This window comes from Lentibacter sp. XHP0401 (genome assembly GCF_025751535.1).
Classification (GTDB): domain Bacteria; phylum Pseudomonadota; class Alphaproteobacteria; order Rhodobacterales; family Rhodobacteraceae; genus Lentibacter.
Genome location: NZ_JAOWLC010000011.1, coordinates 24966 through 37571 on the forward strand (window position 1 = coordinate 24966; position 12606 = coordinate 37571).

The 12606-nt window shown below is 57.8% G+C and carries 15 protein-coding genes and 1 tRNA gene; 6 read left to right on the forward strand and 10 right to left on the reverse strand.

Features of this window, described 5'->3' with window-relative positions:
• The first annotated feature begins 13 nt into the window (after positions 1-13).
• Positions 14-1417, forward strand: a complete 1404-nt coding sequence (locus OE750_RS14010) for an FAD-binding oxidoreductase (RefSeq protein ID WP_263764900.1) — start codon at positions 14-16, stop codon at positions 1415-1417.
• A gap of 10 nt (positions 1418-1427) precedes the next feature.
• Here OE750_RS14010 and OE750_RS14015 read toward each other — a convergent pair whose 3' ends face one another.
• The 3 genes from OE750_RS14015 to OE750_RS14025 are packed head-to-tail and all read right to left on the reverse strand — an operon-like array spanning position 1428 to position 2777.
• A complete protein-coding gene (locus OE750_RS14015) occupies positions 1428-1844 on the reverse strand; it encodes a VOC family protein (RefSeq protein ID WP_263765034.1) in 417 nt (138 codons plus the stop codon).
• A gap of 1 nt (position 1845) precedes the next feature.
• Positions 1846-2475: a class I SAM-dependent DNA methyltransferase gene (locus OE750_RS14020; protein ID WP_263764901.1), complete on the reverse strand. Its 630-nt coding sequence runs from the start codon at positions 2473-2475 to the stop codon at positions 1846-1848.
• A 38-nt stretch (positions 2476-2513) separates the two neighbouring features.
• Positions 2514-2777 (reverse strand): accessory factor UbiK family protein, encoded by a 264-nt coding sequence (locus OE750_RS14025; protein ID WP_263764902.1) that lies wholly within the window; start codon positions 2775-2777, stop codon positions 2514-2516.
• A gap of 100 nt (positions 2778-2877) precedes the next feature.
• Here OE750_RS14025 and lgt point away from each other — a divergent pair, with 100 nt between their 5' ends.
• The 4 genes from lgt (at position 2878) to OE750_RS14045 (ending at position 5890) form a co-directional block, all read left to right on the forward strand.
• Positions 2878-3783: a prolipoprotein diacylglyceryl transferase gene (gene lgt, locus OE750_RS14030; RefSeq protein WP_263764903.1), complete on the forward strand. Its 906-nt coding sequence runs from the start codon at positions 2878-2880 to the stop codon at positions 3781-3783.
• On the forward strand, positions 3780-4847 hold the full coding sequence (locus tag OE750_RS14035; protein ID WP_263764904.1) for a class I SAM-dependent methyltransferase: 1068 nt from the start codon (positions 3780-3782) through the stop codon (positions 4845-4847). Before lgt ends, OE750_RS14035 begins: the two co-directional genes overlap by 4 nt.
• Positions 4837-5595 carry a peptidoglycan editing factor PgeF gene (gene pgeF, locus OE750_RS14040; RefSeq protein ID WP_263764905.1) on the forward strand — a complete coding sequence of 253 codons (759 nt, stop codon included), beginning with the start codon at positions 4837-4839 and terminating at the stop codon, positions 5593-5595. Before OE750_RS14035 ends, pgeF begins: the two co-directional genes overlap by 11 nt.
• Before the next feature lie 151 nt (positions 5596-5746).
• Positions 5747-5890 carry a hypothetical protein gene (locus tag OE750_RS14045; protein WP_263764906.1) on the forward strand — a complete coding sequence of 48 codons (144 nt, stop codon included), beginning with the start codon at positions 5747-5749 and terminating at the stop codon, positions 5888-5890.
• Here OE750_RS14045 and OE750_RS14050 read toward each other — a convergent pair.
• From OE750_RS14050 to OE750_RS14080, 7 genes are read right to left on the reverse strand one after another with little or no spacing between them, the layout of a single operon-like run.
• Positions 5887-6822, reverse strand: a complete 936-nt coding sequence (locus OE750_RS14050) for an AEC family transporter (RefSeq protein WP_263764907.1) — start codon at positions 6820-6822, stop codon at positions 5887-5889. The two genes, OE750_RS14045 and OE750_RS14050, sit on opposite strands and share 4 nt — an antisense overlap.
• A gap of 1 nt (position 6823) precedes the next feature.
• Positions 6824-7624, reverse strand: a complete 801-nt coding sequence (locus tag OE750_RS14055; RefSeq protein ID WP_263764908.1) for an MBL fold metallo-hydrolase — start codon at positions 7622-7624, stop codon at positions 6824-6826.
• Positions 7621-8415 carry a TatD family hydrolase gene (locus tag OE750_RS14060; RefSeq protein WP_263764909.1) on the reverse strand — a complete coding sequence of 265 codons (795 nt, stop codon included), beginning with the start codon at positions 8413-8415 and terminating at the stop codon, positions 7621-7623. The genes OE750_RS14055 and OE750_RS14060 overlap by 4 nt, the downstream gene beginning before the upstream one ends.
• Positions 8412-9557, reverse strand: a complete 1146-nt coding sequence (locus OE750_RS14065; protein ID WP_263764910.1) for a DNA polymerase III subunit delta' — start codon at positions 9555-9557, stop codon at positions 8412-8414. Before OE750_RS14065 ends, OE750_RS14060 begins: the two co-directional genes overlap by 4 nt.
• Complete coding sequence (gene tmk, locus OE750_RS14070) at positions 9557-10183, reverse strand: dTMP kinase (protein WP_263764911.1); 627 nt, start codon at positions 10181-10183, stop codon at positions 9557-9559. Before tmk ends, OE750_RS14065 begins: the two co-directional genes overlap by 1 nt.
• Positions 10180-11352, reverse strand: coding sequence for a D-alanyl-D-alanine carboxypeptidase family protein (locus OE750_RS14075; protein ID WP_412176231.1), 1173 nt, complete (start codon positions 11350-11352; stop codon positions 10180-10182). The genes tmk and OE750_RS14075 overlap by 4 nt, the downstream gene beginning before the upstream one ends.
• 25 nt (positions 11353-11377) lie before the next feature.
• A complete protein-coding gene (locus OE750_RS14080) occupies positions 11378-12244 on the reverse strand; it encodes an SPOR domain-containing protein (RefSeq protein WP_263764912.1) in 867 nt (288 codons plus the stop codon).
• Positions 12245-12492: 248 nt separating this feature from the next.
• Between OE750_RS14080 and OE750_RS14085 the strand changes: the two genes are divergently transcribed.
• Positions 12493-12582: transfer RNA gene (locus OE750_RS14085), tRNA-Ser, on the forward strand.
• Positions 12583-12606 lie beyond the last annotated feature (24 nt).

Consider the following 12606-nt stretch of genomic DNA (forward strand, 5'->3'; position numbering starts at 1 on the left):
AGAGGAGCGCATTATGCTGGACAAACTCAAAGTCATCGTCGGAGACGCACACGTCCTAACTGGAAAAGACATGGCCAGATACAGCCACGACTGGAGCCAGGAATTCAGCTGGACCCCCCTCGCCGTTGTCCGTCCCGCCAACACGGCGGATGTCTCCGCCATAGTGAAACTCGCCAGCGAGACAAATACACCAGTCGTCCCCGTTTCGGGCAACACAAACCTCGCCGCTGCCACAACAGCCGAGGGCGCACTGATGATCTCGCTGGAGCGGCTCAACAAAATCCGCGAAATCCGCCCCGAAGCCAAACTCGCCATTGTCGAAGCAGGTGTCATCCTGTCGACACTACGCGAAGCCGTCGCAGACCACGGGCTCATTTTCCCGCTTACCTTTGGCGCACAAGGTTCCGCGATGATCGGCGGCAACCTTTCAACAAACGCAGGCGGCTCAAACGTTTTGCGCTACGGAAACACGCGTGATCTCTGTCTGGGGCTAGAGGTTGTGCTTCCGAGCGGCGAAATCATGGACATCATGAGCGAGTTGCACAAAGACAACTCGGGCTACAACCTCAAGCACCTCTTCATCGGCGCGGAAGGCACGCTCGGCATCATAACGGCAGCCGTGCTCAAACTCTCCCCCAAGCCCCGTGCCTACGCCACAGCCATGGTCGCTGCCCGAAGTGTCACAGGTGCGCTTGATCTCCTGAACCGCCTCCAAGCCGCCACAGGAGGAAGTGTCGAGGCGTTTGAATACATGCCCCGCCCCTATATCGACATCCACATGAGCACCATTCAGGGGGGGCGCGAGCCTTTTGATGCGCCCCATGACGTGAATATCCTGCTCGAAGTTGGTGCAACCTCCGAGCAAGGCGCAGCCTTGGGCGAAGACGGGCGGCCAATGGTTGCGATCCAGCTTGAAGATACGCTCGCCGCGCTTTTTGAAGACGGCATCATCCACGACGCCGTCGTGGCCCAAAACGAAGCCCAACGCCGCGAAATGTGGGCCCGCCGCGAAGCCGCCGCCGAGGTGATGTTTGCGCAAGGTCCGATCATTAACAACGATATCGCTGTGCCTGTCGACAAGGTAGATGCCTTCATCACCATGGCGGATGAGGCGATCAAACAAGCCGACGCGCAAGCGTATCCCCTCATCGTCGCGCACCTTGGCGATGGCAATGTCCACTACGCTGTCAAAGCGCCAAACTATTCAGCCGCTGTCAAAGCGCGAACCGTCGAAATCGTGGAAGAATGCGTGCTCTCTTTCGGCGGCAGCTTCTCGGCCGAACACGGCATCGGAACCTACAAGCTCCCCTCAATGCAGCGGCGCAAAAACAAAGCCGCGCTCGCCACCATGCGCGCTATCAAACTGGCGCTCGATCCGAAAAGCATCATGAACCCGGGCAAGGTTATTCCAGAGTAGGGCGGCCGCTTTACCCGCCCCGCCCCGGCTCAGCCTGATCATTCGAGAAAAGGGCAATCTTATTGCCCTGCGGATCGCGCAAATAGCCCACATAAAACTGCGACCCATAGCTGGCACGAAAGCCGGGCTGGCCCTCGTCCGTTCCGCCTGCCGCCAGTGCCGCCGCATGAAGTGCGCGCACCTGCGCCTGATTGCGGGCCTCAAAGGCCACCATATTGCCATTGCCCGCCGTGGCAGGCGCACCATTGAAAGGCGCTTTCACATAAAAGTCGGGCGAGGTAGCGCGCTGCCCCGTCTCGACAGGAAGAATGTAGCTCAGATCCCCGCGATACTCTTCAAGCCGATAACCAAGCTCAGGCAGAAACGCCGAGTAAAACCGCTCCGCTGCTGCGATGTCGTCGGCCCCGACAGTGACATAAGCAATTATCCTACCCCTTCCTGAACAACACAACATACCCCTCATCCAGCGCATGTGCACCTTCGGTCTTGTCGCCATAAATCCGCACGGTTTTCAGCTTCAGATCAGCAATCTGCCCCGCAAGCTCCGCAAACTTCGCGGCAAACCCCGCCGCGTTCCAATGCGCCTTGCTCACGGAAATCGCGATCTGCGCGCCCGTTGCCGCCACCCGCAGCACTTCGTCCAAAGCCTCTGGCCCAACGTGGCCTGTGGTAAATGTCCCTGACGAAATCACAGCCCCGTAAGCGCCATCCACCACATCCAGCCGCCCTGTCATGTCGCCCAGAAACAGCAACCGATACACCCCGCGCTCTGCGGCCACATCCAGCATCTCTTGGCAGATGTCCACGCCGTCCACAGGCCCAAGCCCAGCCGCCGCCATATGCGCCCCTACAAGTCCTGTTCCTGCGCCAATGTCCAAAACAGGCCCTTGAGGGCAGCACCCAACGAACGCCTTAACAACCCGCTCGGGTAGGCAATAATCCATCCGCGCGGCAAAACCCGCATCATAGGTCTTGGCCCAAGCCGCATAAAGCCGCTTGCTGTCATCTGGGGTTTTCAGCCCATAGGCTGCATCAAGGTCTGGCTCCTCATCACTCATGCTCCGAGTGAAACAGCCTCAAGGCCTCCGAGCAAGCCTTACTTTTTCTTTGTGGTGGCCTTCTTCGCCGTCTCCAGCGCATCCAGCCGCGCCTTCAGCGTCTCGTTCTCTTCGCGAGCCTTCTGTGCCATGGCGCGCACCGCATCAAACTCTTCGCGCGTCACAAACTCACGGTCCGCCAACCAGCGATCCATCATGGATTTCATCGCCGTCTCGGCTTCGGTTTTCGCGCCTTGGGCCACACCCATCGCGTTTGTCATCAACTGGGAAATATCATCCAGAACTTTATTGCGTGTTTGCACGGGTCTTGTCTCCTTGGCACATTGCTTGCTCCCTATATGGGGCAGCGCGCGCGCATTCTCAAGCTTGACCGCACCCGCAAGGCAGGCAACAACGTGACTTATGTTAGCACAAATCCCCTTCCCCGAAGTTTCGCCCGAAATTTTCACGCTCCCCATCGGCGGCATGGAGTTCGCCCTGCGCTGGTATGCCCTCGCCTATATCGTCGGAATTATCATCGCATGGCGCGTCAGCATCCGCGCAGTGAGCCGTGAAGACCTTTGGGAAGGCGCTCCGCCCGTCACAAAACAACAGCTTGAAGACCTGCTGACTTGGATCATCATCGGCATCATCCTCGGAGGCCGAATCGGCTTCGTTCTATTCTATGAGCCCGCCTATTACCTCACCAACCCGTCCCAAATCCTCAAGGTCTGGCAAGGCGGCATGGCTTTTCACGGCGGCTTCCTCGGTGTGGTCGTCGCTTCATGGATGTGGTGTGCCCGCAATGGCGTGAGCAAAATCGCAGCTGCCGATACCATCGCACTTGGCGTGCCCTGGGGCCTTATGCTCGGCCGCTTGGCTAATTTTATCAACGCGGAGCTTTGGGGAAGACCGTCAGATGTGCCATGGGCCATGAAATTCCCGACCATGTGCCAAAACACCATGCTTCAAGGTTGTGAAAAAGCGGGCGAGTGGTTTTACACAGGCGGCGAGCTTACGCGCCACCCCTCGCAACTCTACCAGGCCGCCCTCGAAGGCGCGCTGCTCGGCCTCGTTCTGCTCTACCTCGCCTTCGCGCGCAGCGCGCTCAAAATCCCTGGTTTGGTCACTGGTATCTTCATTGCTGGCTACGGCACAGCGCGCTTTATCGTGGAGCAGTTCCGCCAAGCCGATGCTCAGTTCATCACATCTGAAAACCCCTTCGGCCATGTTTTCCTTGGCCTCACGATGGGTCAGCTCCTCTCGCTCCCCATGGTTCTCATCGGCGTCGCCATCATATTCTGGGCGCGCCGTCAGCGGGCGCCATGAGCGCACTTGAAAAGCATATCACCGCGCTCATCCGCACAAGCGGCCCGCTCACGCTTGCCGAGTTCATGGCGTTGTGCCTCCAACACCCCGAGCACGGCTATTACACAACCCGCGATCCCTTGGGCGCAGGCGGAGACTTCACCACAGCTCCCGAAATCAGCCAGATGTTCGGTGAACTGATTGGCCTCTGCCTTGCGCAAACATGGCTCGACATGGGCGCGCCTGCTCCCTTCACACTCGCCGAGCTTGGCCCGGGGCGTGGCACTCTCATGGCCGATATCCTGCGTGCCACACGCGGCGTCCAAGGTTTCCATACGGCTGCCGAAATCCTGCTTGTTGAAACCTCGCCAGCCCTGCGCGCGCGCCAAGCCGAGGCCCTCACAGGCCACGCACCGACGTGGGCCAACACTTTCGCACCCAAACCCCAACCTCTCTTGCTCATCGCCAACGAATTCTTCGATGCGCTTCCGATCCGCCAATTCATCCGCGATGAAGCCGGCTGGCGCGAGCGCGTTGTGGGCTTGGAAAACGGCGTTCTCGCCTTCGGGCTTACCGAAGCGACGCACCTCGCTGCCCTCGAGCACCGCCTCAGCGACACGCAAAAAGGCGATATCGTCGAACTCTCTGGCCACGCCGAGGCCATGGCCTCCGACATGGGCGCGCATATCGCCGCGCACGGCGGAACCGCGCTGATTATCGACTATGGCAACTGGCGCTCCTGTGGCGACACCTTTCAAGCCGTCAAGGCGCATAAAAGCGTCAGCCCGCTCGAAGCCCTCGGCACAGCCGACCTCACAGCCCATGTTGACTTTGAGGCACTCGTCCGCGCCGCTCAGCCTGCCGTGCACACGGCGCTCACGCCCCAAGGCGTCTTTCTTGAGCGCCTCGGTATCACCGCACGCGCGCAAGCCCTGGCCAAAAACCTCACAGGACAGGCCCTTGAAAGCCACATCATGGCACATCGCCGCTTGACGCACCCCGACGAAATGGGGACGCTCTTCAAAGTCATGGCGCTCACGCAAAAAGGTGCGCCCAGCCCCGCAGGACTTGAGAATGGTGCTTGAAATCATAACCGACACGGGCCTTGCGCCCTTTGCTCACGGGTTCTTCACCCGTAAGGGCGGCGCTTCGTCGGGTATTTTTCAAGGCCTCAACTGCGGTCACGGCTCCTCCGATCAAAGTGAAATTGTCGCTCTCAACCGCGCCCGCGTTGCGGAAGCGCTTGAGCTTGCCCCCGAATCTCTCGCTTCGGTGCATCAGGTCCATTCGCCCGATGTGATCCACATCACCGAGCCATTCACCGAAAAGCCGAAAGCTGACGCCATGGTCACCGCGACAAAAGGCATCGGTCTTGCAATCCTCACAGCCGATTGCCAACCCGTGCTCTTTGCCGATCCACATGCTGGCGTCATAGGTGCAGCCCATGCAGGTTGGAAAGGCGCGCAAACCGGCGTGTTAGAGGCCACCGTAGATGCCATGGAAGCCCTCGGCGCCAAAGCTGAAAATATCACTGCCGTCATCGGCCCCTGCATCTCGCAGCGCGCCTATGAGGTGGGTCAGGAGTTCTTCGAGCGCTTCATGGATGAGGACCCCGAAACAACCCGATTTTTCACCAATGGTGCCGCGCCCGACAAATACCTGTTTGATCTGCCAAGCTTCGGCCTCGCGCGCCTGCGCGCCCGTGGTGTAGGCGCGGCCGACTGGACAGGCCATTGCACCTACGCCGATGAAGAACGCTTTTACAGCTATCGGCGCACCACCCACAGGGGCGAAAAAGACTATGGCCGCCTCGTTTCAGTCATTCGCCTGTAAAGAAACAATCCCGCCCCAGCCTCGGTTTCGTTTCCCAATTACCGCGGTATTGTCCTCAAGTTGCCCAATCTGCGCCCCATTTGCAGGCTTTATTCACTCCTGAGCAACAATGAAGCCAGCAACGAATGGCACGTCACGAGGAGTAGGACACATGCAGGCAACCCCAAAGCGCAAGCGCTGGCTAGAGAACGTAATCAAAGCCGCCCAAAGCGAAACAACAACAATGCCGTGGGAGCGCGGATCACGCCGCGCGGTGTTTATCTCGACACGTAAACCCATTTCTGATGCGGCTTAAGGCAACCAGCCAAGCCACAGCCAGACACTGAACAACGACAAACTCGTCGCGACCAAAACAGAGGTCGCGGCGACTTTTTGTGCTTTGCCATAAATGCTTGCAAAAATATAGGCGTTCACACCCGGAGCCATAGCTGCCGTAATCACAGCAGAGCGATACTGCCCCACATCAATCTGCATCACCTTCCCCATGTTCCACACGACCGTTGGGTGTAAAAACAGCGAAACAACGCAAACAAACGCGACGATCTTCGCATCGCCCTTGATCTTGTAGCGCACCAAAACGCCCCCAAGCCCGAACAGTGCCAGCGGCAGCGCCGTGCTCACAATCATATCCAGCGCATCCCGCCCGACCTGCGGCAAATGAAGCCCCGTCAGATTCGCCGTAAAGCCAAGCAAAATACCCACCACAAGCGCATTGCGAAACATAGCTTTGCCCACAGTCGCAGGTAGCGTGCGCGCAGGCTGCCCCGTGGCATGTGCCCGCGCTATCTCCATCGCAGTGATGCCAAGCCCGTAGCAAAACGGCGAATGCACCGCGATGATGGCATAGTTCGCAGCCAGTGCATCCGCGCCAAATGCGCGCTCCGTTATTGCAAGGCCCATCATCACCGAATTGGCAAACAGGCAGCAAAAGCCGATGGCCACACTATCTTCCCAATCGCGCCTGAACACATATCGCGCCGCCAATAGTCCTACAAAAAAGCAGGTCGCCGAGCCTGTGTAAAAGCTAAGCAGCAAAGCCGGATCAAAGCTTTGCCCAAGGTTCAGCCCTGAAATCGCCTTGAAAAGCAAAGCAGGGATCGCAAAGTTCTGGGTAAACTTCATGACCGAGTCGATCACGTCGTTGGAGAACAAACCAAATCTAACCGTGCCATACCCCGCTCCAACAACAAGGAAAACTGGCAGGATGACATCCAGAAGCGCCTGCATGTTACGCCTTCAACTCAATCACCATACCGTCAAACGCGGGGGTGATATGCTCGGGCGTCTCCGCCTCAAGCGTGTCATAGTCGAGATCGTTGTGCATGTTCGTCAGAACAGCCCGCTTTGGCGCAGCCTGCTCGATCCATTCAAGTGATTTGGCCAAATGAGCATGGGTCGGATGCGGTGTGCGGCGAAGGGTATCCAGCACCCACACGTCCAAATCCGCAACAGCCAGCCAAGCCTCCTCGTTCATCGCCGCCACATCAGGCAAATAAGCCAAGTCGCCAATACGAAAGCCCAAAGCCTCAATGGAGCCGTGGTTCACCTCAAAGGGCAAAAGGCTGATCACTCCGCCCTTACCGCTCACCTCGATAGGTCCATCAATCGTGTTCATCTCGAGGATCGGCGGATAAGGGCTGTCTTTCGGCTGCACAAAAGCATAACCGAACCGCGCATAGAGATCGCGCTGCGTGTCGCCATCCGCCCAGACCTGCAGCCGCTTGCGAATGTTGAAAACAACCATCCGCAAATCATCAAGCCCATGCACATGGTCCGCGTGAGAATGTGTCCAGACCACAGCATCAAGCTCGCCCACACCCGCATCCAGAAGTTGGCTGCGCAAGTCGGGCGAAGTATCAATCAGCACCCGCGTTATGCCTCCGGCCCCCACACGCTCCACCAGCATTGAACAGCGGCGGCGCGCGTTCTTCGGGTTCGCAGGGTCGCAATCGCCCCAATGTCCACCAAGGCGCGGCACACCGCCTGACGAACCGCAGCCCAGAATGGTGAAGCGCATTCTGTCGTTCATGAAAATACCGCTTTACTAAACAAACGCTCGAAGTTTTGTTCACACTGCACCGCAAAACTTTCATAGCTCATGCCAAACACCTCGGCTGCAACCTTGGCAGTGTGCACAACATATGATGGCTCATTGCGCTTGCCCCTGAAGGGCGGCGGCGCAAGATAGGGCGCATCGGTTTCCACCAAAATCCGCTCCACAGGCGCGCTGGCAAAAATATCGCGGATCTCCTGGCTTTTGGGAAACGTTCCAATGCCTGACATTGACAGGTAGAACCCCAGGTCAAGCGCAGCTTCTGCCAACTCGCGGCTGGAGGAAAAGCAATGCATCACACACCCGAAGCCCGCGTTTTTATGCTCCTCCGCCAAAATCTGCACCATATCCTCATCCGCCGCGCGCGCATGGATGATCAGCGGCAAGCCCGTTTCGGCAGCTGCCGCACAATGAATGCGCAGGCTCTCCTGCTGCACCGCCTTGCTCTCGGCGGTGTAATAATAGTCCAATCCAGTCTCGCCAATCCCGACCATCTTGGGGTGCTGCGCAATGCGGCACAGCTCGTCTACAGAGGTCATCGGCTCCTCAGCCGCACTCATGGGGTGCGTGCCCGCCGCATAAAAAACAGGCGCAAACTCTTCGGCAATCGTCCGCACACTTGGCTCGTTCTTAAGACGCGTGCATATAATCACCATACGATGCACACCCGCCTCAACCGCGCGGCTCACAAACTCGGCGCGCTCTTCATCAAAATCGGGAAAGTCTAGGTGGCAGTGGCTGTCTGTTATCTTTATCTGTGATGTCATCTTGCGCTCTGCTCAGCCACTGATCGTTGAATACGCAAGAACGTATCAAGGATCAGCGCGGCAGGGTCAAGGTTCACCGCCCGCCCGTGACGCGCCCGCGCCAAAAGCTCGTCAGAAAGCTGCGCCCAGCGCTGTGCTGCATACCCATTGGGCGAAAGTCTCGCAAAAAGCTCTGGTTCGGCAGCGTGCGCCAAATCCTGCGCGCCCGGTCCCATCGCACCAGCTCGGGCGAGGCGAAACAAAAGTGTCTCAAGCAAAACCAAAAGCAAATCCAGTTTCTGCTCGCTCCCTCGCGCCGCAAAGGCCTCCGAAAGCCGCATCACGCGCGAACGATCGAGCTTAGGCAAGCTCTGGAAAATCGCGATTAACTCACCGTAAAGCACCAACCCCTCAAGGTCCAGAATGCGTGCTGCCGCACCCACAGAGCCACCAGAAAGCGCGCTCAAAGCCTTTGCCTCGTCCTGGCCTAGCGCCGCCTCAATGCCTGCCGCCAGCAAGGCCTGCGCCATATCTTCAGGCGCCAGCGTCGCCAGCCGAAGCTCTCGACACCTTGAGCGAATTGTCGGCAATAGCCCCGCTGGCTGATGTGCAATCAGCAAAAACGTGGTCAGTTTGGGTGGCTCCTCCAGCATCTTCAAAAGCGCATTCGCCGCCTGCGTGTTCATCTCGTCCGCTGCATCAAGAATGACAACACGCCGCCCACCCTCAGCCGCTGACATCGACAAAAAATGCCCAAGCTTCCGGACATCATCCACAACAATCACATCGCGCAGTCGCTTGCTCTTTTCCTCTACCGATCGGGTGATACGAAACAAGCGCGGCTCCGAGCCTGCCAGAATACGCTGCAAAACAGGATGATCGACACGCACATCCAGCCGCTCGGGCTTTGCATCCGGCATGTCACCAAACATTCCCGTCTCGGCCTCTTCTTCTGTCAGCAAAAATCGCGCGATCCGCCATGCCAGTGTCGCTTTGCCAACACCCTTTGGCCCAGTCAGAAGCCACGCATGGTGCAAGCGTCCTGCGTTATAGGCCTCCAAGAACCGCGCTTCGGCACCTGCCTGCCCGTAAAGCTGCACCGTGTCACGCGGATGCGGTGTACCGTCCAAACGGTCAGGCTCGACAAGTGCTTCTTCCACCATCAGAGCGCCGCCCTGACAGCCGCTAAAATATCCACCGCAATCGCCTCAATGTCGCGCCCCGCATCAATCACGACAAAGCGCTCGGGCGCAGCGGTCGCCAAGTCGAGGAAACCTTTCCGCATTGCGACTTGCATCTCAAGCCCCATGTCTTCAAAGCGCTCTTCGGTTGTCTGGCGCGCCTTGGCACGCGCCAATCCAAGTTTCGGGTCCATATCAAACAACAGTGTCAGGTCCGCCTCCCGCCCGATCATAAGCGCATGCAACTTGTCGACTACTTCCCGCAAATCACCGCGCGTGAGGCCTTGGTAGATACGCGTTGAGTCAACAAACCTGTCACAAATTACAATCGTTCCCGCCGCCAAAGCCGGCTCGATGGTGCGCTCCAGATGGTCGCGCCGCGCAGCTGTAAAAAGCAAAATTTCTGTCTCGGCAGACCAACGGTCAGGGTCGCCCTCAAGCACAAGGCTGCGTATTTCTTCTGCACCCGGAGATCCCCCGGGCTCGCGTGTGAGCAATACTTTGTAGCCAGCCGCTTCCAGCGCTTCCTTCAAAAGCTTCGCCTGAGTCGATTTGCCAGACCCGTCCACTCCCTCCAGCGTAATAAACAGCGCTTTTGTCTTGCTCAAAGCGCGCCCTCGGCCTCGGCCAAAAGTTTGCTCATAGCCCGCTGCGACGCCGTGCGCAGTCGTACCATCACACCGCCCTGCGCCACATCAGAAGCCGCAATTAAAGGCACTTCTGTTGCCTCTAGTCCCTCGGGCCGGATAATCAGCTTGCCCACTTCATCCCCCGCTTTCACAGGCGCTTTCAGTGGACCATTGTAAACAACTTCAGCCTCGACTTTACCATCGGTACTACCCGTGGGCACAAGGGTGTTCAAAGGTTTTGCGGCAGTTAGCGCAACACGGTCAACCTCGCCCATCCAGACTTCGGCTTCCGCCACGACCTGACCTTCTTTCAAAAGCTCGGCAGTGGTAAACTGGCGAAATGCCCAGTTGGTAATCGCCTCCGCCTCACGTGCGCGGGCCTGTTCGGTCTGTAATCCCGAGATCACAAAGACAATCCGCCGCGATCCCTGCTTGACGGAGCCGACGAGGCCATAGCCAGCCTCTTGCGTATGCCCCGTCTTCAAACCGTCTGCGCCAATGCCAAGGCCCAAAAGCGGGTTACGGTTAAAGCGGTTCTGGCTTTCCGTCTCGTCAAACAAAAATTCTTTCTCCGCAAACATCTCGTAAAATTCGGGAAAATCATCGATCATCCGTGTCGCCAAAATCGCGAGATCACGCATCGACATGCGATGCCCGGCATTAGGCCAACCGTTCGAGTTGGCAAATGTCGAATGGGTCATGCCAAGCTCTTTGGCCCGCTCTGTCATAAAACGCGAAAAGCCCGCCTCTGTCCCGTCCGGGCTGAGCGCCTCGGCGATCACGACACAAGCATCATTGCCCGAAAGCACGATGATCCCGCGCAACAAATCGCCCACCTTTACACGCTCTCCCGCCTGCAAAAACAGAGTCGAACCGCCATAGCTCATCGCATGCTCCGAGACACGTAATGTCTCGTCCATTTTCAGCCGCCCGTCACGCACCGCTTCAAACGCCACGTAAAGCGTCATCAGCTTGCTCATGGAAGCAGGCGGCAAAGGCACGTCCGCATCCTTGGATAGCAAGACAGTCCCAGTGGTATGATCAAGCACAAAAGCCGAGGTGGCCTGCGTCTCAAAGGCTGAAAGCCTGGCAGGCTGCCCTAAAAGGACAACCGCGAATCCAAGCATAAAAAGGGCTGCGCGCAGCATAAGCGCCTCCATCCGTTTAAGTATGTTAGTTCTTGACCGCGTAAGCATCGTTAAAGCCCTGTGATTTGACCTTCTTGATCAGCTGGGCCAGATCAGACTTGCTCTGCGCAGGCCCAACGATAACCCGCCAGAAAGTTTTGCCGTTAAGGCTCTGCTGTTTCACTGTCGGAATCATCCCCGCCGTGCGCATCGCTGTTGCAGTGTTGTTGGCGTTTTTCTCAACACTGAAAATCCCGATCTGCACATATGGCTTGGCCAGCGTAGAGCTGCCAGGTGTCGCCGCTACAGGTTTCGGCGCTGGCGTCGATGCAGGTGCGGCCGCTTCAGCAGCTTCGATAGCTGCCCCCGCGCTATCGATCGGATCAAGCGAAGTCTCCGCGACAAATTCAGGCTCGCTCAGGCCAGCGGCCTCATCCGCTTCAACGGCAACATCCTCCCGCCGAAGCGCCGTCACATTCAACTCTTTTGGAGCCCCCGCCAACATGCCCAGCGCGTCCGCGGCATCCGACGATATCTGCAAACGCGGCCCAGGGTTCTCACGCTCGCGTCGGAACAAAGCCCCCACAACAAATTTACCATTCGCTGGGTTGCGAATAATCACCCGCTCCGGTTCCTTCACCTCAGGATGTGCAACCCAGACACCGCCCAGAGAAGGGCGGCCATCCCATAAACCAGCTTCAGTGACCTGGAATACTTCTGGCGCCTCCACATCGCGCTCGACAGTCTTTTGTCCAAGCGTTTCAGACATTGCCCCCGCCGCAGCCTCCGGCTTCGGTTTGAAAAGGTTAAATTCCCGCCCCTCTTCACAGCCTGCCAGCGCTAAAGACGCGCCAAGCACAAGCCCCAAGCGCCGCGTAGTCCCGAACTTACCGAACTTAATTTGTTTTTGCATACTGCTCTCTGCCAAAATAACACTGGCCACCTGTTTCAAAGGCCCGTGCCCACCACATTGCACGCTTTTCCATGCGTATTGCTTTCCAGCTTAGCGTTTTGGGGCGCTTATGAAAAGTCTACCCTTCACAATCGGCGTAATTTCGTCACCCACGAAAGCCGTGCTTATGTCACTTCTGTAAAAATCTCGCGCGTAACTGTATTTTTGAGGTTTTCACGGCCGCAAACACAGGCTAAGGAAGCCGCGTCGGAGGAGTGGCAGAGTGGTTGAATGCACCGGTCTTGAAAACCGACGAGGGTTAACGCCCTCCGTGGGTTCGAATCCCACCTCCTCCGCCATTTTCTGGCATCCAATGCACGTAG

Excerpts from the sequence above, each read along its gene's own strand:
- OE750_RS14010 (WP_263764900.1), top strand. The coding sequence starts at position 14 with ATGCTGGACAAACTCAAAGTCATCGTCGGAGACGCACACGTCCTAACT.
- OE750_RS14020 (WP_263764901.1), bottom strand. The coding sequence starts at position 2,475 with ATGAGTGATGAGGAGCCAGACCTTGATGCAGCCTATGGGCTGAAAACC.
- lgt (WP_263764903.1), top strand. The coding sequence starts at position 2,878 with ATGTTAGCACAAATCCCCTTCCCCGAAGTTTCGCCCGAAATTTTCACG.
- OE750_RS14035 (WP_263764904.1), top strand. The coding sequence starts at position 3,780 with ATGAGCGCACTTGAAAAGCATATCACCGCGCTCATCCGCACAAGCGGC.
- pgeF (WP_263764905.1), top strand. The coding sequence starts at position 4,837 with ATGGTGCTTGAAATCATAACCGACACGGGCCTTGCGCCCTTTGCTCAC.
- OE750_RS14045 (WP_263764906.1), top strand. The coding sequence starts at position 5,747 with ATGCAGGCAACCCCAAAGCGCAAGCGCTGGCTAGAGAACGTAATCAAA.
- OE750_RS14050 (WP_263764907.1), bottom strand. The coding sequence starts at position 6,822 with ATGCAGGCGCTTCTGGATGTCATCCTGCCAGTTTTCCTTGTTGTTGGA.
- OE750_RS14055 (WP_263764908.1), bottom strand. The coding sequence starts at position 7,624 with ATGAACGACAGAATGCGCTTCACCATTCTGGGCTGCGGTTCGTCAGGC.
- OE750_RS14060 (WP_263764909.1), bottom strand. The coding sequence starts at position 8,415 with ATGACATCACAGATAAAGATAACAGACAGCCACTGCCACCTAGACTTT.
- OE750_RS14065 (WP_263764910.1), bottom strand. The coding sequence starts at position 9,557 with ATGGTGGAAGAAGCACTTGTCGAGCCTGACCGTTTGGACGGTACACCG.
- OE750_RS14075 (WP_412176231.1), bottom strand. The coding sequence starts at position 11,352 with ATGCTGCGCGCAGCCCTTTTTATGCTTGGATTCGCGGTTGTCCTTTTA.
- OE750_RS14080 (WP_263764912.1), bottom strand. The coding sequence starts at position 12,244 with ATGCAAAAACAAATTAAGTTCGGTAAGTTCGGGACTACGCGGCGCTTG.